Raw genomic sequence first — 25484 nt, forward strand, 5'->3', positions numbered from 1 at the left:
AAGCGAAGGGCGCCATAAGGCGTCACAAGGCGTCACATTCGCACCGCATCAAAACCCGATCCGCAGCACCCTCGAGAACTGGAAGCGGGCGCCGGACGAGGTGCCTACCGCATAATTCACAGCCACCGTCCTCCCTGCGTTCTCCGTGATCCACGCAGTGGGAATCTGGAATACATTGGCCCGGCCGGGGACCACGTTCTGACGTTCGGTATCACGCACCACCACACCAGCCCAGCGCACCTGAACGTTATGCGTGCTCGCGGCCCCGGGGAACGACACTGTCACCTGCGTTTTGGCCGCATCGATCGCCGGCGCGGGCAGGCTCAGCGATTGCCCCTCGATCTGGAGGTTCAACGGCGCAGACTGCTCGATGGGATTGTTGCCGCGCTTGACGCTAAACGTTACTGGCACGGTCGCGCCTATCGCGTCGATCACTTCGACACGAGGAATGTCGAATGTCATTCGCCCCACACTCGCCACGGACTTGATCGGTGTGTCGTAAGTGACCGAAGGGCCTTGCCACCTTGCGCCGACCGTCTGCCCGACGGCCATGCCAGGATAGGCGGGCACCTCGACAGTCACGGTATCGCGCTCGTAGAAATCGGAAATCAGCAACCGTGCCCCATTGTTCGCCGAAGCTTCGAGCACCTTCGGCGCGACGTTGCCGATGCCGTTATCCGGCGCGACCACTTGCTCTGCCGGAATATAGGCGAAGGTGGCTCTGGCCCCCGCGTTAGCGGGCATCCCGACTCGCACGATGGGCACGAACTTCCGGTAAGCCTGATAGTAGCGCTGCTGGTCGCTTTGCGCGTTTGCGAGCGCGCCAGCGACATTTTGAAGATAGAAAAACGAATGGATGGGAAGCGTAGCACCGCTGCCACTCTGCCATGTCGCCATCAAAAGTTCGTTCCAGTCGAACGTGCCGGTCGGCGCTTGCTGTGCGCGAGCGAGAATGTTCTGGTAGAACCGATCCGCGGTGCCTTGCTGACCGATCCGCATGTTCCAGCCACACATTTGATAGGGACGTCGATTGACTTTGCGAAAGTGCTCAACCCATTGTTGGGCTGTCGTGATACCGAGCGTTTCGCATGACTGCGTGCCGACCGGGTCGTAGGTGAGCGGACCACACCCATTAAGCGTCGGTCGATTCCAGGAATCGGCATCGTAAGGGAAAGCACACAGCACCTGTACCTCCTGTGTTCCGGCGGGCGCTTCCATTCCCGGGTACAAAATGAATCCGTTTGCGTGCTGCCACAGTTTCGAGAAGTTCGAGTCGTAGCGAAGCCACACGAATGCAATTCCCCCCTTGCGAATCGCGTCGGGACTGGGATCCCACGGATAGAAGTCTGGATGGGTGTCGGTCGTACGTATTGTCACGCCGCCGCATAGAAAAGCAGGCCGATTGACCGAGCCACAATTCTGAGCGTTGCTGTTGTACCAGTGGGTCAATTGCACAGCGGGATCAGCAGCCGCATCGGGCGCGGCCATGACCGAGGGGCCTGGCGTCGACTGAACGGCGTCTGAAGCCGCTGCGACGCTGGGCCTCGATGTCGATTGGCCCGGCGCAGTACACGCGATAAGCACAAGCGAAAGCAGAAATGTGCAACCTGTCCCCAGAATGTTCAGCAAACACTTTTGCATCGTTGCCTCCTCTCATTGAATCCAATTGGCAGGAATCTGGAAGGTATTGGCACATCCCGGCACAACGTCTTGCACATCGGTGTCGCGCAAGGCGCACACCGAGTCCGACCGATCGACGTCTTCAATTTGCACCTATCTGATCACCCGGCGCGTAGATGAATATCTGCGTGGGCGCCGCTGTGACATTCACGCGGATGATCGGGAGGAAGCGGCCTGTCGCGTCGAAATAGCCTTGCTGAATGATGCGGGCGTCGGCAAAGACATTGCCGACGGCGACGAACGCTTCAAGCGGCAGTTTCGCAGGGATGTCGCGGGGCCATGGCTTAATCGTGATTTCGTTGTGCTTGTAGCCAAGAATCGTGTCGCTGGGGAAATCGCGGCGAATGGTGATGCTTAGCTGGAACCCGACAGGGTTAGGACGGAACGGGCAGTGAACCGATATTGCCTGATGGGCGTAACGGGCATACCAGATGGCATAAGAGGTCACGCCCAGTTCATCGCAGAACTTCCCTTCACTCGAAGAGCGACAGCTGTCCGCGCGTGCGCCGGTATGGGCATCAGTTGGAAACGAACATTTCAGAATCAACGGCTGCCCCGCAGGCGCGTTGAACTCCTTCATGATGAAACCGGTCCCCCCTGTCCATCCGGCGACCGCAGTCACCTTTGCGTCGGCTCGCAGATAGCTGTAAGACACACCGTCGCGAACAAGGTAGTCGGCACGGGGATTCCACACCGGCATGTCCTTCACAGCCACCATCCGAATCAACACCCCGTCGCAGTAATACGCCGGATCCTTCCCGCCATTGCAACTTGGCGAAATGTCGGCGTACCGCTTCGTCAAGCGCTCCGCCACCCGAAACCCCTCCTCCATCTGATCGGTTTCATCGAAGCCGAACGTCGCACCTTGGCCGGGCACGAACATCACGCGCAGGATCGGCATCCATTGGCCAGTCGCCGTGAAGTACTGCATCTGATAGCGCTGCGCCTGCAATAGCTGGCCGGGTGTGCTCGCGTCGTAGTAGAACGCCTGAATCGGAATGGTCGTCGGCGCGGCGGGGTTCCATGCCGCGCTCAGCAGAGATAAGGCGGTTTGCGCCAGCGCGTCCGTTACCTGCTCGTGGGCCTGCATCGCCGCGTAGAACTGCTGGGCATCGTGGGCGCTCAGCGAACATTGCCGCAGGATGTTCTGACCGTTGGCAATGAAGTGGGCGACCCAGGCCGTTGCGTCCGCCACGCCGTTGGAAACGCACGAACTCCAGTCCGGTGGCGCAGGCGGTCCGCTGCCCAACATATCGCAGCCATGCGAGCCGGACACGCCCGGCGGGCTCACCGCGAAGGGATACACACACCGCACCTCGTAGGGCTTGCCCCAGCCCGCCGCCGTCAAACCGTCGGCCAGAATGAAACCCGCCGTCGCGCCCAGAGATGATGTGCGCAAGTCCCCTCGTACGAACGCGAGATTGACCGACTGCGTCTGCGTCTCGTCCGGCGTAAGGGCCGCGAACTGCTGCGACGCGCCGCCCGATAACGCGCGCACGATCAGGCCGCTGCATGTCCATATCGGCCTGTCCACGCCACAACGCTGAACACGCGACGCATAACGTTGATTCACCAGTTGCGCCACATCGGGACCGGGAAGCGCCTGGGCGTGAGCGCACAACGCCGCGAACGCGAGGCCCAACGACATCGAGATTCGACACCAACCTGCGATGTACTGACCCACGACACATCGAATGAGCAGGACCGTCATCACTCGCCTCGCGCGTTATCGACCCGCGATCATTGGGCCATGCCGCATCCTCGACGAACAACTGTCAACCCTGACAGGTGGATGCAAAAGGTCCGTCGACTCGCTATTGCTGAGCGCCGACCTGATCGCCTGGCACGTAGGTAAATATCAGTCCCGGTGCCGCAGTGGCATTGACGCGGATGATGGGCAAAAAGCGCGCCGTCGCATTGAAATAGCCCAGTTGGATGGTGCGGGCATCGACGTAAGCATCGCCCACCGCCACGAACGCTTCCAATGGCAACCTCGCCGGAATATTCGGCGGCCAGGGTTTGATGGTGATTTCATTCCATGCACCGACGCCCCCCGCATAGTCGCGCCGGACCGTCACACTCAGATTGAATTGGGCTGGCGTTACGCTGAATGGGCATTGCGACGACGTCCATGCCGGGTATGTCGTCACGCCAAGCGAGTCACAGTACCGATTCTGCCCCGGGTTAAAGCAACTGTCGGGGCGCGCATTCGTGTTCGCATTCGCCGGAAAGGAACACTTCACGATCACCTGCTGACCCGCTGGCGCGTTCAGTTCCTTGAAGATGAATCCGGTCCCGCCGCGCCCGGTGGCGAGCTGCGTCACCTTGGCGTCCGCGCGCATGTAGCTCGCCGACACGCCATCGCGGTTGATGTAGGACTGGTGCGGGTTCCAGATCGGCATCTGCGCGACGGACACCATCCGGATGATGACGCCATCGCAAAAGTACGCGGCTTTCGTGCCGCCATTGCAATTGGGCGAGGTATCCGCATACCGATTCGTCAACCGCTCGGCGACGCGATATCCCTCCTCCAGTTGGTCGGTCTCGTCATACCCGAAAGCGGCGCCTTGCCCCGGCGTGAACGCGACCCGGAGAATCGGCACCCACTCACGCATGGCGTTGAAGTACTGCATTTGGTAGCGCTGCGCTTGCATGAGCTGGCCGGGTGTGCCGACGTCGTAGTAGAAGGCCTGAACGGGAATCGTGGCCGGCGCTGCCGGATTCCATGCGGTGCTCAGTAGCGACATCGCGGTCTGTGCGAGCGCGTCCGTTGCCTGTTCGTGCGCCTGCATGGCTGCATAAAACTGCGGCGCCACATGCGCACTTAGCGAGCATTGCCGGAGGACGTTCTGGCCATTGGCATTGAAGTGTGCGACCCATGCCGTCGCATCGGTCACGCCGTTGGCGGCGCACGAACTCCAGTCCGGCGGCACCGGCGGCGCGCTGCCCAGCAGGTCGCAACCGTGCGAGCCGGCCGCGCCCGGCGGACTCACTTCGAAGGGATACACACACCGCACGTCGTAGGGCTTGCCCCAGCCCGCCGCGGTGAAGCCGTCCGCCAGAATGAAACCTGCTGTGGCGCCCAGCGACGACGTCCGCAAGTCGCCTCGCACAAATACGAGATTCACCGATTGGTTTTGCGCCTCATCCACCGTCAGCGCGGCGAAGTTCTGCGAAGCGCCGCCAGCGAGTGGGCGAACGATCAGGCCGCTGCACATCCAGATAGCGCGGTCCACCGCGCATTTCTCGACGCGCGATGCGTAGCGCTGACTGACCCATTGCGCAACGTCTGCACCCGAGGCCGCGCAGGCCGTACCGCTACCGCTGCCCAGCGCCAGCGCCGCCCACAGGCATGCGAGCGCACGTCGAAATCGGACCAAGGCATCGAACGCAACGACGCGCTCGCACGCGCCACTCAGCAAGCGCAAGGAGGTCGAAGGGATCATCGCAACACCTCGCATGAAAGCGGCCCGGACTTATTGGGCCACGCCACGTTTGCGACGAACAACTGTCAACCCTGACAGGTGACGAGATCCATAAAAGAAAAAACCGCCTGCCCCTGAACAGGGCAAGCGGTCCTTTCACTGCAATTTCACGGCCATTTTGGCGGGACGCCTTCGCGATCCGCCGCGAAGTATCGCCCCGCTCACGCCGTCACGGCATCAGCCCACCCAACGACGGGCGTTGCGGAACATGCGCATCCACGGGCTGTCCTCGCGCCACTGCGACGGCGCCCAGCTCATCTGCACCGTGCGGAACACGCGCTCCGGATGCGGCATCATCACCGTGAAACGGCCGTCGCCGGTCGTGACCGCCGTCAGGCCGCGCGGCGACCCGTTCGGGTTGTACGGGTACTGCTCCGTCGGCTGACCACGATGATCGACGAAACGCATTGCGGCAATCGCCTGATCGATGTTGCCCTGCTGACTGAAGTTGGCGAAGCCTTCGCCGTGTGCGATCACGATCGGCAGTTGCGAGCCTGCCATGTCCTTGAAGAACAGCGACGGCGAATCCAGCACTTCCACCTGCGTCAGACGCGCTTCGTACTTCGACTGGTTGTACGTGAACTTCGGCCAGGCGGCGGCACCCGGGATCAGGTTCGACAGGTTGCTCATCATCTGGCAACCGTTACACACGCCCAGTGCGAACGTGTCGGCACGGTTGAAGAAACCGGCAAACTGCTCGGCGAGCGACGGGTTGAACAGAATCGTCTTCGCCCAGCCTTCGCCAGCGCCCAGCGTGTCGCCATACGAGAAGCCGCCGCAGGCGATGAAGCCCTTGAACGCGTCGAGGGAATGGCGGCCGGCGAGCAGGTCGCTCATGTGCACGTCGTACGCATCGAAGCCAGCCTTATCCAGCACGTAGGCCATTTCCAGATGCGAGTTCACGCCCTGCTCACGCAGAATGGCGACCTTCGGACGTACGCCCGTCGCGATGAACGGCGCGGCCACGTCTTCGCTCGCGTCAAACGTCAGCTTCGGCGAGAGGCCCGGATCGCTGGTGTCGTTCAGCGCTTCATACTCGGCATCTGCGGCCGCCGGGTTGTCGCGCAGGCGCGCGATACGCCAGCTCACTTCCGACCACACGCGTTGGAGCTCGGCACGCGAGGCGCCGAAGATCTTCTTGGCGTCGCGATAGATTTCGATGACGTCGGTGTTGTTCGGCTTGCCGATGACGTTCGTCACGGACGACAGACCCGCTTCACGCAGCGTCTGCAAGACGGCGTCGCGCTCCGACGCCCGCACCTGAATCACGCCGCCGAGCTCTTCCGAGAACAGCGCGCGCAGCGTCTTGTCTTCACGACGCCCCGCCGTTTGCTTCGCCCAGTCCTTGGCGTCGCCGTAATCGGATTCGAAGCCTTCGTCGAGCGTAAGCATATCGACGTTCAGCGACACGCCAACGTGTCCGGCAAACGCCATTTCCGCGACCGTGGCGAACAGGCCACCGTCCGAGCGATCGTGATATGCGAGCAGCTTGCCCTCGCGGTTGAGCTTCTGGATCGCGTCGAAGAAACGCTGGAGGTCGGCAGGATCATCCAGATCCGGCGTGACGTCGCCGATCTGCTGCGTCACCTGCGCGAGAATGCTGCCGCCCAGACGATTCTTGTTGTGCCCCAGGTCGATCGAGATCAGTACCGTCTCCCCCACGTCGGCAACCGCGCGCAACTGCGGCGTGAGATGACCGCGAACGTCCTCGACCGGCGCGAACGCCGAGACGATCAGCGATACCGGCGCAACGACGTCCTTGGCACGACCGGCGTCGTCCCACTTGGTGCGCATCGACAGCGAATCCTTGCCCACCGGAATCGACAGACCCAGGGCCGGGCACAACTCCATGCCAACGGCCTTGACCGTGTCGAACAACGCAGCGTCTTCGCCCTCGGCGCCGCAGGCCGCCATCCAGTTGGCCGACAGCTTGATCTGATCGAGCGACGCAATCGGCGCCGCGGCAATGTTGGTGATGGCTTCGCCAACAGCCATGCGACCCGACGCCGGTGCGTCGATCACCGCCAGCGGAGTGCGCTCGCCCATCGTCATCGCTTCGCCGCGATAGCCGCTGTAGTCCATCAACGAGATGGCGCAATCGGCCACCGGCACCTGCCACGGGCCGACCATCTGGTCGCGCGCGGTCAGGCCGCCCACCGTGCGGTCGCCAATGGTGATCAGGAACGACTTGCTGGCCACCGTCGGGTGACGCAACACGGCGCGCGCGACTTCGTCGAGCGACAGTCCAGTGACATCGACCGGCGGCAGTTCCTGCTTCGTGCGCTTGACGTCGCGATGCATGCGCGGCGGCTTGCCGAGCAGCACATCCATCGGCATGTCGACCGGGTCCGGCGATTCCGGATGCATCGGGTCGACCAGCTTCAGTTGACGTTCGTCGGTCGCAACACCCACGACAGCGACCGGGCAGCGTTCGCGCTGGCAGATTTCCTGGAACGCAGGGAAGCTGTCCGGGGCGATGGCGAGCACGTAGCGCTCCTGCGCCTCGTTGCTCCAGATTTCCGCGGGCGACATCCCAGACTCTTCCAACTGCACCTGACGCAGATCGAAGCGCGCGCCCTTGCCCGCACCGTCCACCAGTTCGGGGAACGCATTCGAGATGCCACCCGCGCCCACGTCGTGAATCGACAGGATGGGGTTGGCTTCGCCCTGACGCCAGCACCAGTTGATCACTTCCTGCGCGCGACGCTCGATTTCCGGGTTGCCGCGCTGGACCGAATCGAAATCCAGTTCGGCCGTGTTGGTGCCGGTCGCCATCGAACTGGCGGCGCCGCCCCCCATGCCGATGCGCATGCCCGGGCCGCCGATCTGAATGAGCAGCGTGCCGGCCGGCAGATCGTGCTTGTGGGTGTGTTGTGCCGCGATATTGCCCATGCCGCCCGCGATCATGATGGGCTTGTGATAGCCGCGCACACGACCGCCAACGTTCTGCTCATAGGTGCGGAAGTAGCCGCCCAGGTTCGGTCGGCCGAATTCGTTGTTGAACGCGGCGCCGCCGAGCGGGCCGTCGATCATGATCTGGAGCGGGGACGCGATACGGTCCGGGCGGCCGTAGTCGGCGCCCGTATCGTCCGGCTTGCGCAGCGACGGCGGCACCGCCACGTCGCGATCGTTTTCCCACGGCTCGCGTGCGTCCGGCAGCGCGAGGTTCGAGACGGTGAAGCCGGTCAGCCCCGACTTCGGCGTGGATCCACGGCCCGTCGCGCCTTCGTCGCGAATCTCGCCGCCCGCCCCCGTCGACGCCCCCGGGAACGGCGAAATGGCCGTCGGGTGATTGTGCGTCTCGACCTTCATCAGCGTGTGCGTGAGCTCGACGCTGCGACCATACTTGCCGTCGGCGCCGCGCGGATACCAGCGCTCGACTTCGGCGCCTTCCATCACCGAAGCGTTGTCCGAGTACGCCACCACCGTGCCCTGCGGGTGCAGTTGGTGCGTGTTCTTGATCATCTGGAACAGCGACTTGTCCTGCACATGACCGTCGATCGTCCAGTTGGCGTTGAAGATCTTGTGACGGCAGTGCTCGCTGTTCGCTTGCGCAAACATCATGAGCTCGACGTCGGTCGGATTGCGCTTCAGGCTCGTGAAGGCGTCGACGAGATAATCGATTTCGTCTGCGGCAAGCGCCAGGCCGAGATCGCGGTTGGCGCCCTCGAGCGCGCTGCGGCCCGCACCGATCACGTCGACCGTTTGCAACGGCTTGGCCGGCAGTTCGACGAACAGTGCCTCGGCATCCTTGCGCGTGGCGACGACCGCCTCCGTCATGCGGTCATGCAGCACCTCGGCCACACGGGCGAGCACATCGGCTGCCAGCGACTTCTTGCCGCCCAGCAGACCGGACTTCACGCCGATCGTGTATTCGACGGCACGTTCGATGCGGCGCACGTGATCGATGCCGCAGTTGCGCGCGATATCGGTCGCCTTGCTCGCCCACGGTGAAATCGTGCCCAGACGCGGAATGACCAGCAGTTGGTCGCCGACCGGCTCTTCACGCACCGGCTCGCCATAAGTGAGCAGACCGGCAACACGGGCCACGTCCTCGCTCGACAGCGGCTCGGCGCTGGCGACGAGATGCACGTAGCGGGCGTCGATGCGCACGATCGAGCTGTCGATGGCTTGCAGGGTCTGCAAAAGACGTTGCTGGCGGAATTCGGAGAGCGCCAAGGCGCCGGCGAAGCAGGCAATGTGAGTCATGGAAGGACGGAAGGCGAGGCGTTCAAAACGCGTGGGAACGACAAACCGGGATTATACCCTGCTTACCCCGGGTTATACCCGAGTGTGAAGCAGGCAATGTGCATGCTGTCCCGCCCTGTGAGGGCGTCTCTCTGGTAACCTATGCGCCCCGTATCCATGCGGGCCGCGAAACCGGGATTCATGCAAATCCGGCCGACATTCACCGCTTTACGGCGGGTTGAGGCGCGTCACCGGGCAGGCGGCACGTCAAAGAACGACACTAACAAGCGAACGAACGGGCGTTCGCCACACACCAGACGGTTGGGAATGAAGGTCATCGTTATCGGCGGCGGGGTCATTGGCACATGCACCGCCTACTATCTGGCCGCCGCGGGGCATACGGTCACGCTCGTCGAGCGCAATAGCACGGTTGCGCAGGAGAGCAGCTTCGGCAATGCAGGCGTTATCGCGCCGGGCTATGTCACGCCCTGGGCCGCGCCCGGCATGCCGCGCAAGTTGCTGGGCTACATGTTCAGCAGCGCGAGCCCGCTCATTTTCCGGCCCGGCCTGTCCGCCGGCACATGGCGCTGGGCCGCGCGCTGGCTGCGCGAGTGCAAGCTCGAGCGCTACCGCGCCAATCGCGAACGCATGCAGCGTCTGGCGTTCTACAGCCAGCGCTGCCTGCACGAACTGCGCGAAAGCCACATTTTCGAATACGAGCATACGCAGGGCTATCTGCAATTGTTCCGGACCGAGCGCGACATCAAGATGAACGCGCCGGCGCGCGCCATGCTCGCCGAGAACGAGGTGCCGCATCGCCTGCTCACGGCCGACGAATGCCGCAAGCTCGAACCCGCGATTTCCACCGACGCGCCGCTGGCCGGCGGCCTCCATTTGCCTCGCGACGAGACCGGCAACTGCCCGCTTTTCACCAAGCGCCTCGCCCAGATCGCCCGCGACATCGGCGTGACACTCGCGACCGAGACGACCGTGCTGTCCGTGCGGCCCAACCTGGGACGTGCCGGTGTCACCGTCGAGACAGTCAGTACGGCACAAGTCGGGCAAACCGGGCAAACCGCATCGTTGGAAGCCGATGCCGTGGTGATTGCCGCCGGCGTCGCCAGCACGTCGCTGCTGCGCCCGCTGGGCATCGATCTGCCGCTGTGGCCGATCAAGGGCTACTCGATTACGGTCCCCGTCAAGACCGAGTTGTTCAGCCCCCGCATTGCCGTCATGGACGAGTCGTACAAGACGGCCATCACCCCACAGGGCAACCGTCTGCGCATCGCGGGCACAGCCGAACTGGGCGACACGCAGCTCGTATTGCGCGAGCGCGCCATCGCCACGCTCTACAAGGTGGCGACGGACTGGTTCCCCGGCGCGGGAAGGTATCGCGAGGCCCGGGCGTGGGTCGGGGCGCGTCCGATGCTGCCCGACGGCCCGCCGCTGCTCGGCGCCACACACCTGCCGGGCATCTTCCTCAATGTGGGTCACGGCTCGACCGGCTGGGCGATGGCCTGCGGTTCGGGCCGCGTGCTCGCCGACGTCATCTCCGGCCAGACGCCGGACATCGACCTGAACGGGCTCACGCTTGCCCGTTACGATCGATAAGACGGATAAGACCGACAGGGCGAAGCGACGGCCGTCCCCGCACGTTTGAATGGCGCGGACGCGACGGCCTTTGCATCCGCCCTCCGGCGCTCTCGCCCGCTGCGCACCGCCACATTCCGCCTCATTGCGCCCCATGTCGGAGATAACCGACACAACGTCGGGATTGATACTGGCAGGCGACACGGCGCATTGACGGCATAATCCGAAGATCGATACGCAATTCGCGAGTGAGCCGCTGCGCGTCGAAACACCACGTGGGCACGGTCTGCTGCCTGCAGCCCATCATCTGCGGTCCGCCGTCCGCGTTCTGCAAGAAGCGCTGCGCACACCGCCGTCGATTCCAGGAGCTCCGCCTGCCATGTCCGATCCCCTGCACGTCGAAGACGTCTCCGGCCTCAGCCCCGAGGCCGCGCCCGCCCACCCCAGTCCGCTTGCCCGACCACGGGCCCGCCCGTCCCCCGACGGCGTGTCGGTCGCGGTAAGAAGCACGATTGCGCTCGACCTGCACTCGCCCGCTGCGCTAAGGCGCATCGAACGCGACGCCGCAGCCAGACTCGCGCCTCATACCCTCATGGCCCGGGCAGGGGCCGCCGTTGCCCATTGGCTCTACGGCCATCTCCCCGCACTCGCGAGCGCCGGCAGGCAACCCGTGCTGCTGCTCGCCGGCCCGGGCAATAACGGGGGCGACGCGTATGTCGCGGCGCGAGAACTGCATCGCCGGGGTGTGCTGGTCGACGTCTGGCAACTGGCGCCGCCCGCCACCGACGATGCCCGGTGGGCACTTGGCGAGGCGTTGGCCGCCGGGGTGCCGGTGCGTCGGTCGCCCGATACGTGGCCGCAACCGAATGCTTACGCCTGGATCGTGGACGGCCTGTTCGGCATCGGACTCTCCCGCCCGCTCGATGGCGCAGCAGGCGCTCTCGTCGAGAACATCGTCTATGCGCATGCCTGTGGCACGCCGGTGCTTGCCATCGATATTCCCAGCGGTCTGATGGCCGCCACGGGCCTCGCCGCAGGTCCGGTCATTCATGCGAACGCCACGATAGCCATGCTAGGCGCATGTCCGGGGCTGTTCACAGGCGTCGGGCGTGATGTCGCCGGCGAGGTCTTCGTGGCCGCACTCGGCACCGAGGACCTCACGGCGACACACGCTGGCGGCGGCGTTGCGACCAACGCCCCGAGCGCATTTATCGAACACCTTCCGCGACGCCATCACGCCTCCCACAAAGGCAGCTATGGATCGCTGACGGTGCTCGGCGGTCACGCGGGCATGGTGGGCGCGCCAATGCTCTCGGCACGCAGCGGTCTGATGACGGGCGCGGGGCGCGTGTACGTGGGATTCATCGCGAACGACGCCCCCGCATGGGACCCGATGCATCCGGAACTGATGTTGCGTCACGCAGAAGATCTCGATCTTGCATCGATGCAGGCAGTCGGCGTGGGACCCGGGCTCGGCACGTCTGACGCCTCGGCGGCGTGCTTGTCTCGCGCCCTCGCGTTGGACGATACGCCCCTCGTGATCGACGCCGACGCGCTCAATCTGCTCGCAGCCGAACCGACACTCGCGCAGCGTGTGCGTCGGCGTAAAGGGCCAACGGTGCTCACGCCGCATCCACTGGAAGCAGCACGGCTTGCGGGCTGCGAAGTTGCCAACATTCAGTCCGACCGTCTGGCCTCGGCGCGTGCACTGGCAAAGCAATTCGATGCGACGGTGGTGCTCAAGGGCTCGGGAAGCGTCGTCGATGACGGCGCACGTGCGTGGATCAACATCACGGGAAACGCCGGGCTTGCCACGGCAGGCACAGGCGACGTGCTGACAGGCGTGATCGGCGCACTGCTCGCTCAGGGCATGCCCGCCACGCAAGCGGCGCTCGCAGCGGTCTGGCTCCACGGCGCGGCCGCGCAACGGTGTGTTCTCGAGGGAGCCGGACCGGCGGGTTTGACTGCCTCTGAACTTCTGCCCGCCATTCGCACCGAACTGAGCATACTGGCCGATCCGGCGCAGGTCCCCCAAGCCGCCCGACGCTGCATTTCAGCGTGATTTCGCGGCGACTCCCGTTATACTTCGCTTTATCGAAATGGCCCTACCGCACATGCCGTACAAGACATCCGTTCGACTGGATCAACTTCCCGCCTGGCGCACCCTGCTCGAGCATCGCGACGAGATCGCCGCTCAGCATATGCGCGACTGGTTCGCCGGTACCGGGGCCCACGCGCGCGTCGAGCAATTCTCGCTGCACGCCGCCGGTCTGTATCTCGATTACTCGAAGAACCGCATCACGGAGAAAACGCGCACACTGCTCACGCATCTTGCGCGCGAATGTCATCTGCCGGCCAAACGCGACGCCATGTGGGCCGGCGAACACGTCAACGTCACCGAGAACCGGGCAGCGCTGCATATGGCGTTGCGTGCACCGAAGGGTGTGACGTTTCGCGACACGACCGGCGAAGTCAGCAGCGGCGTGTGCGAAACGCTCGCTCGCATGCGAGACTTCAGCGAGCGCGTGCGAGACGGCCGGTGGACCGGCGCCACAGGCAAGCGCATCAGGCATCTGATCAACGTCGGCATCGGTGGCTCGGATCTGGGGCCGCGCATGGTGTGCGACGCGCTCGCCGTGTACGGACGGCAGGATCTCTCGGCGCACTTCATCGCCAACATCGATCCGACCGAACTCGCACGCACGTTGCCGACGCTCGACCCGGAAACCACGCTGGTCGTGGTCTGCTCGAAGACCTTCACCACGCTCGAGACCATGACCAACGCGCGCACGATTCGCGCGTGGTTCATCAAGAACGGCGTCCCCGAGAGCGGGCTGGACAAGCACTTCGTGGCGGTGTCGACCAACGTCGACGAAGCGATGCGCTTCGGCATTCTGCGCGAGAACGTGTTCCAGTTCGGCGAGTGGGTCGGCGGACGTTATTCGCTGTGGTCGTCGGTCGGGCTCATCGTCATGCTCTATCTCGGCGCGCAGCATTTCGATGCCTTGCTTGCCGGCGCGCACGCCATGGACGAGCACTTCCGGCACGCACCGCTCGACGCCAATATGCCTGTGCTGCTCGGTCTTCTCGGCATCTGGTATCGCAACTTCTTCGACGCGCAGACGTTGTCCATTGCACCGTACACGGACGCGCTGCAAAAGCTTCCTCCGTATCTGCAGCAACTGGATATGGAGAGCAACGGGAAGTCGGTACAGGTCGACGGTTCACCCGTCTTCTGGCAGACCGCACCGATCATCTGGGGCGAGCCGGGCACCAATGGCCAGCATGCCTACTTCCAGATGCTGCACCAGGGCACCACGCTGGTGCCGGTGGACTTCATCGCGGTCCTGGCGCCGCAATACGATCAGCCCGAGTATCTCGATCATCACCGCAAGCTGCTGGCCAATTGCTTCGCGCAGAGTGAAGCGTTCCTTCAGGGCGGCTCGATGGCCACGCCCGATCAAGCCGGTGGTCCGCTGGCCGCGCAGCGCCGCTTCGACGGCAATCGACCGAGCAATACGCTGGTGATCGACAAGCTGACGCCGGAGCGACTCGGCGCCCTCATCGCGCTGTATGAGCACAAGGTGTTTGTCCAGGCCGCCATCTGGAACATCAATCCGTTCGACCAATGGGGCGTGGAACTCGGTAAGACGCTCTGCCGCGCGATCGAGCCGGAACTGGTCGATCCCGACTCGCTCAAAGCGGATGCTCACGATGCGTCAACGGCGTCGCTGATTCGCATTGCGGGCGAGGCGCTCAGGAAGCGGCCCTGACAATGCGCGAGGCGCGATCTACGGTTTGACGATTTCGACGATTCGACGGAAACGAAAAAAGGAGAAGCCACCGAGGTTTCTCCTTTTTGTCATGACGCCTTGAAACGTCATGCGACGCGCGTCAGACGGATGATGCGCCATTGACTACGCGCCCGCCTGCGAGCCGCACTGTGGCGTCGCAACGCTGCGCAATCGCAAGATCGTGGGTCACGAGGACCAGCGTCGCCCCACTCGCCTCGTTGAGCGAAAACATCAGATCGATGACACGTTCTCCCGTCGCCGTATCGAGGCTGCCTGTCGGCTCGTCGGCAAACAAAACGGCAGGTTCCGTCACGAACGCGCGCGCGAGTGCAACCCGCTGTTGCTCGCCGCCGGAGAGTTGCTTCGGGTAGTGCGTGAGCCGAGAGCCCAACCCCACTTGTTCGAGCAGCCTGACGGCACGATTGCGCACGTCTCGTGTCTCACCCAGCAGTTCCAGCGGGAGCATCACGTTCTCGAGCGCACTCAGATGCGGCATCAGTTGAAAGGACTGGAAGACGAAACCGACGGCGCCGCGCCGCAAAGCGGCACGCCCCTCCTCGTCAAGATCGCCCAGCGACTGGCCCAGCAAGGTGATGCTGCCGTCGGTCGCGGTGTCGAGGCCAGCCATCAGGCCAAGCAGCGTGGACTTTCCGGACCCCGATGCGCCCACGATGGCCACGCTCTGACCTTTCGCGACGCTGAAGTCGATATCCTGCAAAATGACAAGCTCACCGGTAGCGTCGCGCAACCGCTTACCCAGCCCCCGCACTTCAATAACGTTTTCGGAAAACGACATGGCAAGAAGAGAGTTCTTGAAATTGGCTGCATCGGCCGTTGCGGGCTGGTGCCTGCTGACAGGGACCGCAGCAAATGCGGCAAGTTCAGACGCACCGACCATTCTCGTGGTGGGCGACAGTCTTTCGGCGGAATATGGCATCGCGCGCGGCGCCGGCTGGGTCAATCTGATGCAGCAGACGATCACGCAAAGCGGGTTCGATTATAACGTCGTCAACGCAAGTATCAGTGGCGACACCACGAGCGGCGGACGCTCCCGCCTCGCCCCTTTGCTCGCGCGCTACCGGCCCGCCATCACCCTCATCGAACTGGGCGGAAACGACGCGCTGCGCGGCATCCCGCTCGAACTCACTCGCAGCAATCTACGTGAGATGATCGCGGCGGCTCGCAAGGCCGGCAGCCAGGTGATCGTTGTGGGCATGCGCATTCCGCCCAACTATGGCCCGGACTATAGCGAACAGTTCTTCACCATGTTCTCGACCCTTGCCAAACAAGAGAAGACGGGCTATGTACCGTTCCTGCTGGCGGGGGTTGCCGAGCATCAGGACTGGTTCCAGCCGGACCAGATCCACCCGCTCGCCAAGGCGCATCCGCAGATTCTCCAAAACGTCTGGCCCACCGTGAAGCCGCTCCTCAAGCCCGCTGGTAAGTCGCCTGCCAAAGCGGCAGAGTCGCGTTCGTCGAAACCGGGTGCCTGAATCCGACACATCCATCCGACATTCGGATCGAAGACATAAAAAAACGGCCAACTGGGTTGGCCGTTCTTCTTGGTCGCGCCATCGTCGTCCAACGTCTGGTGGACCATTCTGGCGCCCCTATTGCGATCAGTTACCCGACGATTTGGTGACGTCGTTCACGATCTTGACCTTCGAGCGCGCACGCAGGTCGCCCAGCCACGCGTTCCATTCGGCCTGTGCGGCCAACTGGCTCAACTGCTGCGCCTCGGCGGCCAGACGCTGGGGATCCTGCGCAGGCGACTGAGACACCTTGCTGATGCGATATACCGCATAGCCTTGGCCCTCGCCCAGCGCCACGCCGACATATGCCGGCAGCTTGCTCGTGTCGGCACTGAAAATCGCCGTCAAAGCATTCGGCGCCAGCTTGCCCGGATTGTCGCGCGAAACGGTCTGTGCCGCGCCAAACGTGGCGTCACCACCCTTCTTCAGCGCTTCGAGCTTGGCTTCGCCAGCCTTCTTTGCTTCCTGCTCAGCCAGATCGGCAATCGCCTTCTGCTTCACCTGTGCCTCGATCTGCGCGAGTGGCGGCGTCGCGGCCGGATGATACGTCACGACATGCGCCGACACCAGGACACCCTGACCAACGTCCACGGCCTCGGTGTTGCGCTTGTTCTTGAGCGACTCGTCACCGAACACCGCCTTGAGCAGTTTCTCGTTACCGAGCGGGCTTTGCGCCAGCGCCGGGTCAGGCGTGCGCGTGACCTTTGCCGTCTGCAACTTCAGATTCAGCTTGTCGGCGACCGGCTGAAGGCTGTCGGGCTGTTCGTACACCGAGTTCGTGAACTGATCGGCAAGCTTGGCGTAACCCTTCGCGGCCTCCTGCTGACGATACTGGTCGGCCAGTTGCGCCTTGACGTCGTCGAACGACTTCGTCTGGGCTGCCTTGATGCCCGTGAGCTTGATGATGTGATAGCCGAAATCGCTTTTCACGACGTCGCTGATCTCGCCTTCGCTCTTGAGCGAGAATGCGGCGTCTGCGAACGGCTTGACCATTGCGTCGCGCGCAAAGAAGCCCAGATCGCCACCGTTGGCCTTCGAACCGGGGTCTTCCGAGTTCTCGCTCGCGAGCTTGGCGAAGTCGCCCGGGTTCTTCTTGATCTGCGCGAGGATAGCATCGGCCTTGGCCTTGGCTTTCGCGTGATCGGCCGGCGATGCATCCGCCGGAGATGCAATCAGGATGTGCGATGCACGACGCTCTTCCTGCGTCGTGTACTGCTTCAGATTGTCGTTGTACATCTTGCGCAGCACGTCATCGCTCGGCGCAGCCTGCGTGGTTGCCGGCATGGCCTTCGGATCGAGGACCACATACTGGATTTCGGCCGACTCCGGCGTCTGGAACGCCGCCTTGTGCGCATCGTAGTAGGCCTGAAGCTGCTGCTGCGTGGGCACGATCTTGCCGGCATAGTCCGACAGCGGGATTTCGATCGTGGCGACTTCGCGCTGCTGTGAACGCAGTTGCGCGAAACGCTCCAGCACCGTCTTGGGCAACATGGCGCTCGCCTGCACGCTCGATGGCAATTGATTCGACGCCAGTTCGAAACGGATCTGTGCTTCCAGACGCTGCGGCGTCAGGTTCTGTGCCGAGAGCAGTCGCTCGTAAGCCGCCTGATCGATCGAGCCATCCGCGCGGCGCAGTTGCGCAATCGCAGGAATGGCCAGCAGCGCCTCGCGCACCTGTGCATCGGGCACCGAAAGATTCTTCTTCAGGGTTTCCTGCGTGAGCAGCTTCTGCTGAATCAGGTTATCCAGCACTGCGGTGCGCATTTCCGGCGTGTTGATCTGGCTGGCATCGACTGCGCCGCCAAACATTTGCTGCATGCGCTCAGTCTGAGCGCGCAGCGTGCCGTCGTATTCCTGACGCGTCACGGTCTGATCGCCGACCTTGGCGATCGTACCGGCATCCGAGGCGTACTCTTGCCAGCCATGGACGCCAAACACCACGAACGACGGCACGATCAGCACCGTCAGGAAGATGAGGACCAATCGTTGATGACGGCGAATGAAGTCGAACATACGAAATCGGAAGAGTCGTCTGGAGGCGTTTTATGACGCTATATGGCAAAAAAGGCGAACCGAAGTTCGCCTTTTCACAATTTGGCGGAGCGGACGGGGCTCGAACCCGCGACCCCCGGCGTGACAGGCCGGTATTCTAACCAACTGAACTACCGCTCCCCAAGATCTGGAACTGGTGGGTGCTGAGGGGTTCGAACCCCCGACCTACGCCTTGTAAGGGCGCCGCTCTACCAGCTGAGCTAAGCACCCGTTCCTGATTTGTCTTGTTGCTGCCTCCTGCCGAAGCAGGAAAGCTGGCTAGTTTACACTATCTTTTAGATCTTTGCCAGGGCGGAATTTCGGAACCTTCGCCGCCTTAATCTTGATGGCGTCACCCGTTCGCGGGTTGCGCCCCGTGCGGGCAGCGCGCTTGGCGACGTGGAACGTGCCAAAGCCAACCAGCGTCACATCATCACCCTTCTTCAGCGCTTTCTTTACTGCACCCACGAATGCGTCGAGTGCTCGGCCAGCAGCGGCTTTCGAAATGTCCGACTGTTCCGAGATGTGATCGATCAGTTCCGTCTTATTCACTGTAACCCCCTTGCAAGGATAGTAGGCGATTGAGCCGCGGAGGCGCTCTTTGCGCGCCTTGACATTGATCTGAGAGGTCCGCTGGCTTTGCCATTAGACAAGCCGCAAACCCTGATGTCAAGCCGTTTTGCGGCCTTCGAAGGGCATCGGAAGCACTCCTGAATCTGTGCTTGCCGGACGCTATTCTCGATCACTTTGCGTCAATAAAAAAAGCCCGGGGAAAACCCCGAGCTTTTTGCAACTTTTGCAACGCTTGCGTCATGCGTCGCCGGGCAACGATCCAATCTCCGATCATTCCCCGACGATCACCTCACTCAGTGCTTGATGACGTCCTGCTTGCCGCTCGCATCGGCGTTCGGCGTCACAGGCGCAGCCTTCGCCTCTTCTTCCGGCAACGGCGTCGGTGCGTGCTCCAGCGCAAGTTCCAGCACCTTGTCGATCCAGCGCACCGGCACGATTTCCAGCGCGTTCTTGACCGTGTCCGGAATCTCTGCGAGATCCTTCACGTTCTCTTCCGGAATCAACACGAGCTTGATGCCGCCGCGATGCGCCGCGAGCAACTTCTCCTTGAGACCGCCGATCGGCAGCACTTCGCCGCGCAGCGTAATCTCACCCGTCATCGCGACGTCCGCGCGCACCGGAATCCCCGTGAGCACCGACACGAGCGCCGTCGTCATCGCGATACCGGCAGACGGACCATCCTTCGGTGTCGCGCCTTCGGGCACGTGAATGTGGATGTCCTTCTTCTCGAACTGCTCATCGGTCACACCAAGGCGACGTGCCCGCGAGCGCACCACCGAGCGAGCGGCTTCAACCGACTCCTTCATCACGTCGCCAAGCGAACCCGTGCGAATGATGTTGCCCTTGCCCGGCATCAGCGCAGCCTCGATGGTCAGCAGATCGCCGCCCACTTCCGTCCACGCCAGCCCCGTGACCTGGCCGATCTGGTTTTCCTTCATCGCCAGACCGAAGTCGAACTTGCGCACGCCCAGGAAGTTGTCGAGATTGCCCGCATCGACCTTGATCGACGAGCCTTCGACCTTCTTGAGCAACAGCATCTTCACGACCTTGCGGCAGATCTTCGAAATCTCACGCTCAAGCGAACGCACGCCCGCTTCGCGCGTGTAGTAACGAATGATGTCGCGAATCGCGGCTTCCGTCAGATCGATCTCACCTTCCTTCAACCCGTTGTTCTTCTTCTGCTTCGGCAGCAGATAACGCTGGGCGATGTTGACCTTTTCGTCTTCCGTGTAACCCGACAGTCGAATCACTTCCATACGGTCGAGCAGCGGCGCCGGAATGTTCAGCGAGTTCGAGGTGGCCACGAACATCACGTCCGACAGATCGAAGTCGACTTCGACGTAGTGATCCGAGAACGTGTGGTTCTGCTCCGGATCGAGCACTTCGAGCAGCGCCGAGCTCGGGTCGCCACGGAAGTCCATCCCCATCTTGTCGACTTCGTCGAGCAGGAACAGCGGATTGCGCACGGCAACCTTCGACAGGCTCTGCAGAATCTTGCCGGGCATCGAACCGATGTACGTGCGACGGTGGCCACGAATCTCAGCCTCGTCACGCACGCCGCCCAACGCCATGCGCACGAACTTGCGGTTCGTTGCACGCGCGATCGACTGACCGAGCGAGGTCTTGCCCACACCGGGCGGCCCAACGAGGCACAGGATCGGCGCCTTGACCTTGTCCACGCGCTGTTGCACGGCAAGATACTCAAGGATGCGTTCCTTGACCTTCTCGAGACCGAAGTGGTCTTCGTCGAGCACCTTCTCGGCGTTCGACAGATCGTTGTTCACCTTGCTCTTCTTGCGCCACGGCAGACCGACCAGCGTGTCGATGTAATTGCGCACGACCGTCGCTTCGGCCGACATCGGCGACATCAGCTTGAGCTTCTTGAGCTCAGCATCAGCCTTCTTCTTGGCTTCCTTGGGCAGGTGTGCGGCCTTGATGCGCTTCTCGAGTTCCTCGAGATCCGCGCCCTCTTCGCCTTCGCCCAATTCCTTCTGGATCGCCTTGACCTGCTCGTTCAGGTAGTACTCGCGCTGGCTCTTCTCCATCTGGCGCTTCACGCGGCCACGGATACGCTTTTCGACCTGAAGGATATCGATCTCGCTCTCGAGTTGCGCGAGCAGATGCTCGAGGCGTTCGATGACCGGGAACATCTCGAGAATCTTCTGCTTCTGCTCGAGCTTGAGCGGCAGATGCGCGGCGATCGTGTCGGCCAGACGACCCGCCTCATCGATACCGGACAGCGAGGTCAGGATCTCGGGCGGAATCTTCTTGTTGAGCTTCACGTACTGGTCGAACTGCGCCACGATCGCGCGACGCAGCGCTTCGGATTCCGGCGAGTTGCCATCGTCCGGCTCGAGCGGCATGACTTCGGACGTGAACTGGGTTTCCTCTTCGTCCACACTCAGCGTGCGGGCGCGTTGAATCCCCTCGACGAGCACCTTGACGGTGCCATCGGGCAATTTGAGCATTTGCAGGATGTTGGCCACGCAGCCGATCTCGTAGAGATCCTTGGCCGTAGGCTCATCCTTGGCCGCGGCTTTCTGTGCGACCAGCATGATGTGCTTGCCGCCTTCCATCGCGGTTTCAAGCGCTTTAATCGATTTCGGACGCCCCACGAAAAGGGGAATCACCATGTGCGGAAACACGACCACGTCGCGCAAAGGCAACAGGGGCAGTTGAATCGCTTCGGGCGGGAGGATTTGGGTGCCTGACATCTCGTTCCCCATATTTAACGATACCGTTGTGTTCCAGCTAATTGAGGCCGCCGGCGAGAATTACAAGGGGCTGGGAAGCCCGTTCGCCAACAAGTTGCACCACTCGGGGTTTCATTGCCCGTGGCACTAGTATGAAGGAAAAAAAGCCGTCCATGTTTCCATGAACGGCTTGAGGTAGGGCTAAGTTGACCGTTCAATTGGAGCCGGCAACCTTCGGCGACTCCTGATAGATCAGGAGCGGCTTTCCGTCGCCACTGATCGCATTCTCGTCCAGGATCACTTTGGTCACACCCTTGAGTGACGGCAACTCGTACATCACTTCGAGCAGCGCTTGTTCGATGATCGAACGCAGGCCGCGCGCCCCGGTTTTACGCTTGATGGCCTTGCGTGCCACCGCATGCATTGCCGCCGGGCGAATTTCCAGCTCCACGCCTTCCATCGAGAACAGGCGCTGATATTGCTTGACCAGTGCGTTCTTCGGTTCGATCAGGATCGTGACCAGTGCGTCCTCGTCAAGCTTACCCAACGTGGCAACCACCGGCAGACGACCGATCAGCTCCGGAATCAGGCCGAACTTGATCAGATCTTCCGGCTCCACGTCGCGCAGCAGTTCGCCTGCGTCACGCTCTTCGCCGGTCTTGACGGTCGCGCCGAAGCCGATACCCGTCTTTTCGGTACGATTCATGATGATCTTCTCGAGACCATCGAACGCGCCGCCGCAGATGAAGAGAATGTTGGTCGTGTCGACCTGAATGAAGTCCTGGTTCGGATGCTTGCGCCCGCCTTGCGGGGGCACCGACGCCATCGTGCCTTCGACGAGCTTCAGCAGCGCCTGTTGCACACCTTCGCCCGACACGTCACGCGTAATCGACGGATTGTCCGACTTGCGGCTGATCTTGTCGATTTCGTCGATGTAGACAATGCCCTTTTGCGCCTGCTCGATCTCGTAATTGCAGTTCTGCAGGAGCTTCTGGATGATGTTCTCGACGTCCTCACCCACATAACCGGCTTCGGTCAGCGTGGTGGCGTCGGCAATCACGAAGGGCACATTGAGCAAACGCGCGAGCGTCTGCGCGAGCAGCGTCTTGCCCGAGCCGGTCGGCCCGATCAGCAGAATATTGCTCTTGGAGAGTTCGACCTCGTCGCGCTTGTCGCCGAGGTGCTTCAATCGCTTGTAATGGTTATAGACCGCAACGGCCAGAATCTTCTTGGCACGGTCCTGACCGATCACGTATTGATCGAGGCTCTCGCGAATTTCCTGCGGCGACGGCAAATCGGACTTGGCCCCGCTGCCGGTCTCGTCTTCGGCCGCTGCGGCCTCGTCACGAATGATCTCGTTGCACAGATCAATGCACTCGTCGCAAATAAACACGGACGGACCTGCGATGAGCTTCTTGACCTCGTGCTGGCTCTTTCCGCAGAAGGAGCAGTAGAGCAGCTTTTCGCCGTTGGAAGTGCTTTTTTTATCCACCATATCTGTGTCAGCCTGCTAGCAATTTGCGCCCCGGTCGTCCCCCACCGGGGGCGGCAAACGCGGCATACGTGAATCCCATTGTAACGCCATGCCGTGCGAGCGTGTGGCCCACTCGCGACAGCCATAAATTCCCTTTTACGACAAAGACTTGGCGCGACCACCCTGCTTCCCGAAACGAAAATGCCTGGTGTCGCGCCAACGATTTTGCCGTCAGGCGCCCCGAATTCGGGACCGAATCAGGGACGCTTTTCGAGCACGCGATCGATCAACCCGTACTCAACGGCATCCGCCGCCGACTTGAAGTTATCGCGATCGGTGTCGCGCGCGATCACTTCGAGCGACTGACCGGTGTTCTCGGCCAGCAGACGGTTCAACCGGTCCTTGAGCAACAGGATTTCCTTGGCGTGGATCTCGATGTCGGATGCCTGACCGCGAGCGCCGCCCAACGGCTGGTGAATCATGATGCGCGCGTTTGGCAGCGCAAAACGCTTGCCCTTCTCACCGGCGGCGAGCAGGAAAGCGCCCATGCTCGCGGCCATGCCGAGGCACAGGGTGGAGACCGGCGGCTTGATGAATTTCATCGTGTCGTAAATCGCCAGACCCGCCGAGACGGAACCACCCGGCGAATTGATGTACATCGAGATTTCCTTGTCCGGATTTTCGCTCTCGAGGAACAGCAACTGGGCGACGACGAGATTGGCGCTCTGGTCGTTGACCTCGCCAACCATGAAAATGATGCGCTCCTTGAGGAGGCGCGAATAGATATCGTAAGCGCGCTCACCACGACCACTTTGCTCGACGACCATCGGCACGAGGCCAAGGCCTTGCGTGTCGAGAGCGGAGTTGTGCGTCTGGGAGGCGAGTTGGGCGAGCAATTCGGAACGGGTAATCATATCGGTTCGACCCTTCTATCGAGATGGTTTTGCGCGCCGCAAGGGGAAGACCCGGAGGCCATTTGGAAAAGAACCGCCACGGCCTTTCGGCCGCGGCGGTTCAGTCAGTCGTGTCGCGGTCGATCAGCCTTGCGTATTGCCGGCCAGTTCTTCGAAGCTGACCTGCTTGTCGGTCACCTTGGCCTTACCCAGGACGAACTCGACAACGTTGTTCTCGACGACGAAACCTTCCATTTCCGCCATGCGCTGCTGATCGCCATAGTACCAGCGGACGACTTCTTGCGGGTCTTCGTAGCTCTTCGCGAATTCTTCGACTTCGGCCTTGATCTGTTCCGGCTTGGCTTGCAGGTCGTTTTGCTTGACCAGCTCAGCCAGGATCAGGCCCAGCTTCACCCGACGCTCGGCTTGTTCCTTGAACATTTCAGCCGGGATCGGCACATTGCCGGCGTTCGGCACGCCACGCTGTGCGAGGTCCTGGCGGGCCATCGCTACCAGACGCTCCTGATCCTGAGCGATCAGCGCGTTCGGCACGTCGAGTTCCGAAACCGAGATCAGGGCGTTCATGACCTGGTCCTTGAGGAGAGCCTGCGTGCGACGCTTCACTTCACGCGACAGGTTTTCCTTGATGTCGGCACGCATCTTCTCGATGCTGCCGTCGGCGATGCCGAGCGACTTGGCAAATTCTGCGTCGACTTCCGGCAGATGGGCCCACTCGACCTTCTTGAGCGTCACGGTGAACGTGGCGGTCTTGCCGGCCACTTCCTTGCCGTGGTACTCGTCCGGGAACTTGAGTTCGAATTCCTTCGAATCGCCGACCTTCAGGCCCAACGTCGCCTTTTCGAATTCGGGAAGCATGCGGCCTTCGCCCAGCACGAACACGAAGTCTTCGGCGCTGCCGCCGGCGAACACTTCACCGTCGATCTTGCCGACGAAGTCAACCGTCACGCGGTCGCCGTCCTTGGCTTCGACCGAGCCGCCGTCGCCGTGGGCGCCGGCTTCGCCGCGCACGTGGTAGTGCACGCGCTGCTTGCGCAGGATATCGATCGTGCGATCGATCTCGGCTTCCGACACGTCGGTCGTCGTGCGGCTGACTTCAGCCGTCGTCAGATCACCGATCTTCACTTCCGGATAGACTTCGAACGTCGCGTCGAATGCGTATTCGGTTTCCGCAGCGTCAGCCTTCGGAGCGAAGCTCGGCTGACCGGCCACGCGCAGATCCTGCGCCTTGCTGACTTCAAAGAACTGCTGGCCGACCTTGTCGCTGACGACTTCGGCTTCGACCTGACCGCCGTATTGCTGGGTGACCATCTTCAGGGGCACCTTGCCCGGACGGAAGCCCGGCATGCGAACCGTTTTCGACAGTCGCTGGATGCGCGTCGCAACTTCTTTTTCGACGTCCTGCTTGAGCAGGGTGATGGTAAAGCGACGCTCGAGCTTGCCGAGGTTTTCAACAGCGATAGTCATGAGGATATTCGTCCATCCAGAGGGTCGTTCTGTGTTGCGGCGAGGGAATGCCGCAAGCGGACCCTG

At 62.3% G+C, this 25484-nt stretch carries 15 protein-coding genes and 2 tRNA genes; 4 read left to right on the top strand and 13 right to left on the bottom strand.

The window, feature by feature from the left end:
- Positions 1 to 48: 48 nt before the first annotated feature.
- From UC34_RS13780 to purL, 4 genes are all read right to left on the bottom strand, one after another.
- Entirely contained in the window at positions 49 to 1488 is a 1440-nt protein-coding gene (locus UC34_RS13780; RefSeq protein WP_052811050.1) for a hypothetical protein, read from the bottom strand.
- Between the two features lie 274 nt (positions 1489 to 1762).
- On the bottom strand, positions 1763 to 3391 hold the full coding sequence (locus tag UC34_RS13785) for a hypothetical protein (protein WP_044455996.1): 1629 nt from the start codon (positions 3389 to 3391) through the stop codon (positions 1763 to 1765).
- A 103-nt stretch (positions 3392 to 3494) separates the two neighbouring features.
- The gene (locus UC34_RS13790) at positions 3495 to 5126 is read right to left on the bottom strand and encodes a hypothetical protein (protein WP_044455997.1); all 1632 of its coding nucleotides are present in this window, start codon (positions 5124 to 5126) and stop codon (positions 3495 to 3497) included.
- Between the two features lie 216 nt (positions 5127 to 5342).
- The gene (gene purL, locus UC34_RS13795) at positions 5343 to 9374 is read right to left on the bottom strand and encodes a phosphoribosylformylglycinamidine synthase (protein WP_044455998.1); all 4032 of its coding nucleotides are present in this window, start codon (positions 9372 to 9374) and stop codon (positions 5343 to 5345) included.
- Between the two features lie 306 nt (positions 9375 to 9680).
- Between purL and UC34_RS13800 the strand changes: the two genes are divergently transcribed.
- From UC34_RS13800 to pgi, 3 genes are all read left to right on the top strand, one after another.
- On the top strand, positions 9681 to 10964 hold the full coding sequence (locus UC34_RS13800; RefSeq protein WP_044455999.1) for a D-amino acid dehydrogenase: 1284 nt from the start codon (positions 9681 to 9683) through the stop codon (positions 10962 to 10964).
- Between the two features lie 358 nt (positions 10965 to 11322).
- Complete coding sequence (locus UC34_RS13805) at positions 11323 to 13005, top strand: NAD(P)H-hydrate dehydratase (protein WP_084070645.1); 1683 nt, start codon at positions 11323 to 11325, stop codon at positions 13003 to 13005.
- 37 nt (positions 13006 to 13042) lie between these two features.
- Positions 13043 to 14716, top strand: a complete 1674-nt coding sequence (gene pgi / locus UC34_RS13810) for a glucose-6-phosphate isomerase (protein ID WP_157123186.1) — start codon at positions 13043 to 13045, stop codon at positions 14714 to 14716.
- A gap of 121 nt (positions 14717 to 14837) precedes the next feature.
- Here pgi and UC34_RS13815 read toward each other — a convergent pair whose 3' ends face one another.
- Entirely contained in the window at positions 14838 to 15533 is a 696-nt protein-coding gene (locus UC34_RS13815) for an ABC transporter ATP-binding protein (protein ID WP_044456001.1), read from the bottom strand.
- Between UC34_RS13815 and UC34_RS13820 the strand changes: the two genes are divergently transcribed.
- On the top strand, positions 15532 to 16230 hold the full coding sequence (locus tag UC34_RS13820) for an arylesterase (protein WP_072617476.1): 699 nt from the start codon (positions 15532 to 15534) through the stop codon (positions 16228 to 16230). The genes UC34_RS13815 and UC34_RS13820 overlap by 2 nt on opposite strands.
- A gap of 126 nt (positions 16231 to 16356) precedes the next feature.
- Here the strand turns inward: UC34_RS13820 and UC34_RS13825 are convergent, their stop codons facing one another.
- From UC34_RS13825 to tig, 8 genes are all read right to left on the bottom strand, one after another.
- The gene (locus UC34_RS13825) at positions 16357 to 18282 is read right to left on the bottom strand and encodes a SurA N-terminal domain-containing protein (protein ID WP_044456002.1); all 1926 of its coding nucleotides are present in this window, start codon (positions 18280 to 18282) and stop codon (positions 16357 to 16359) included.
- A gap of 82 nt (positions 18283 to 18364) precedes the next feature.
- Positions 18365 to 18441, bottom strand: a tRNA-Asp gene (locus UC34_RS13830).
- Between the two features lie 14 nt (positions 18442 to 18455).
- A tRNA-Val gene (locus tag UC34_RS13835) sits at positions 18456 to 18531 on the bottom strand.
- Between the two features lie 48 nt (positions 18532 to 18579).
- Positions 18580 to 18852 (bottom strand): HU family DNA-binding protein, encoded by a 273-nt coding sequence (locus UC34_RS13840; protein ID WP_044456003.1) that lies wholly within the window; start codon positions 18850 to 18852, stop codon positions 18580 to 18582.
- 314 nt (positions 18853 to 19166) lie between these two features.
- Positions 19167 to 21587, bottom strand: coding sequence for an endopeptidase La (gene lon / locus UC34_RS13845; RefSeq protein ID WP_044458177.1), 2421 nt, complete (start codon positions 21585 to 21587; stop codon positions 19167 to 19169).
- 193 nt (positions 21588 to 21780) lie between these two features.
- Positions 21781 to 23061 (bottom strand): ATP-dependent Clp protease ATP-binding subunit ClpX, encoded by a 1281-nt coding sequence (clpX, locus tag UC34_RS13850; RefSeq protein ID WP_044456004.1) that lies wholly within the window; start codon positions 23059 to 23061, stop codon positions 21781 to 21783.
- A gap of 236 nt (positions 23062 to 23297) precedes the next feature.
- Positions 23298 to 23951, bottom strand: a complete 654-nt coding sequence (clpP, locus tag UC34_RS13855) for an ATP-dependent Clp endopeptidase proteolytic subunit ClpP (protein ID WP_044458178.1) — start codon at positions 23949 to 23951, stop codon at positions 23298 to 23300.
- A 126-nt stretch (positions 23952 to 24077) separates the two neighbouring features.
- Positions 24078 to 25418, bottom strand: coding sequence for a trigger factor (gene tig, locus UC34_RS13860; protein WP_044456005.1), 1341 nt, complete (start codon positions 25416 to 25418; stop codon positions 24078 to 24080).
- Between the last annotated feature and the right edge of the window lie 66 nt (positions 25419 to 25484).

This window comes from Pandoraea vervacti, assembly GCF_000934605.2.
GTDB classification, from domain to species: Bacteria; Pseudomonadota; Gammaproteobacteria; order Burkholderiales; family Burkholderiaceae; genus Pandoraea; species Pandoraea vervacti.